Origin of the sequence: Leifsonia poae, assembly GCF_027921845.1 — a bacterium.
Taxonomy (GTDB): domain Bacteria; phylum Actinomycetota; class Actinomycetes; order Actinomycetales; family Microbacteriaceae; genus Leifsonia; species Leifsonia poae.
This window is the reverse complement of sequence record NZ_BSEN01000001.1, coordinates 1-2,043: the sequence shown is the minus strand read 5'-3', so window position 1 is coordinate 2,043 and position 2,043 is coordinate 1. Positions and strand designations below refer to the sequence as shown.

The window sequence follows — 2,043 nt, the reverse complement described above, 5'->3', positions numbered from 1 at the left end:
CCGCTCGGCGTGTCGGGGCAACAAGTTCGGACTCGATTGCGTTGGGGCGGGCTCAGCCGAAGATCTGGGGCCACCAGGCGACGGCGAGCGGGTAGCCGACGAACGACACGATGTCGATGATGACGTGGGCCACCACCAGGGGCATCACCCGGCCCCAGCGGGTGTAGCACCAGCCGAACACGACGCCCATGATCGCGTTGCCGACGAACGGTCCGAACCCCTGGTACAGGTGGTAGCTGCCCCGCAGCACCGCGGCGGCCAGGATGATCGTCCAGCGGTTCCAGCCCAGCTGGCGCAGCCGGGTGAAGAGGTAGCCGACGATGATCACCTCCTCCTGGAGGCCGGCGCGCAGGGCGGCGAAGATCAGGATGGGCACCGTCCACCAGTGGGTGTCGAGCGGTGAGGCCTGAACCTGCACGGTGATGCCGGCGACGCGGCCGAGCGCGTAGAGCAGGATGCCGGGGATGCCGATCGTCAGGAAGAGGAGCACCCCGCCGCCGAGATCGCGGCCCGGCTGCGTCAGGTCGAAGCCGATCCGGCGGAAGCCGCTGGTCTCGACACCGGGCGCCGGTCGCCGCCAGAGCAGGAAGATCACCAGGGCGACGGCGAAGAGCGGGAACAGGTTGCCGAGGAACTGGTACGTGAAGTCCAGCCACTCGCGCGTGCTCTGCGAGGGGTTGACCGCCGCCGACTGGTCGGCCAGCGGCGTCTTGTCGGTGACACGTGCGATGATCTCGACGATCGAGTAGATCGCGGATGCCCCCAGCGAGAGCCCCAGGACGATCGCGATCTCCCACCAGAGCCGCGGCCGATCGGCGCGCGCGACCGGAACCTCGGCGGCCCAGCGGTTCTCACGACTCATACAGGCATCCTGCCAGGTGGGTGCGCCGACCGCGGGGAGGCGCTGGAGGTGTCTGAAAACCGGCGAACCGCTCGTTTCGTTGCGCAGGGCGGCGCAAAACAGCCGCATTCGTGTGCGCGCTGCAACATTCCGCCAACTGAGTTACCACTGTGTAACGTTTTCCTGCCCCGTTTTGCATTCACTGCGTGCGATACCTAGGGTCATTCTTATCCAGCGCGGCACGGGCACGCTCGCACGCCTATGCCGTCGCACACTTCGCACAGGAGGAACATTGCACATCAAGGGAAGAAAGGTCAGGTACGCGGTCAGCGCGGTCGCCGTCGCCGGCGTCGCAGCTCTCGCACTCTCTGCCTGCACCACGTCCGGTAGCTCGTCGACTCCGTCGGCTGCCAAGGGCGGCACTGTTACCGTCGCAGTCGTCAACGACCTGACGTCGCTGAACTCGCAGACGCCGCAGGGAAACCTGGACACCAACGGTCAGGTCGGTTACCTGGATGGCTCGTATGGTTCGGGTTTCCAGTACATCGATGACAACTTCAAGATCGTCCACGACAACACGTTCGGTAAGTTCGAGAAGACCTCGGATGACCCGCTGACGGTGAAGTACACGCTGAACAAGGCGGACAAGTGGTCCGACGGCCAGCCCATCACTGCTGATGACATGGTCCTCGGTTGGGCGATGCAGTCCGGCTACTACGACTCGGCGACGCTGGACCAGAACACGGGCAAGGTCCTGAAGGGGACCCAGTACTTCACGCCTGCTGCCGGTACCGCTGGTATCGACCAGACCGCGTACCCCGAGGTCAGCGACGACAACCAGACGATCACCTTGAAGTACGCGAAGCCGTTCGTGGACTGGGAGCTGTTCAACCCGATCGCGCAGCCCGCGCACATCGTGGCGAAGAAGGCCGGCCTGTCGTCGGCTGCTGACCTGACGAAGCTGCTGAAGGGTCTGCCGAAGGGTGACAAGGCTGCTCCGGCCGCCCCGGACGCGACGCTGAAGAAGGCTGCCGACTTCGTCAACACCGGCTACGACATCACCGCGTACCCGACCGATAAGGACCTCGTGGTTTCCTCCGGCGCGTTCTACGTGTCGGCGTGGACGCCGGGTCAGTCGATCACGATGTCGCAGAACAAGTACTACAACGGTGGCATGAAGCCGAATGTGGACAAGATCGTGT

2 protein-coding genes are annotated in these 2,043 nt (G+C 64.8%); one reads left to right on the top strand and one right to left on the bottom strand.

Going from position 1 to position 2,043, the window contains the following annotated elements; genetic code table 11:
- Positions 1–52: 52 nt before the first annotated feature.
- Entirely contained in the window at positions 53–862 is an 810-nt protein-coding gene (locus PKE84_RS00010; protein ID WP_271175146.1) for a CPBP family intramembrane glutamic endopeptidase, read from the bottom strand.
- Positions 863–1,133: 271 nt separating this feature from the next.
- Between PKE84_RS00010 and PKE84_RS00005 the strand changes: the two genes are divergently transcribed.
- On the top strand, positions 1,134–2,043 hold a 910-nt coding region (locus PKE84_RS00005), incomplete at its 3' end, for an ABC transporter substrate-binding protein (RefSeq protein ID WP_271175145.1).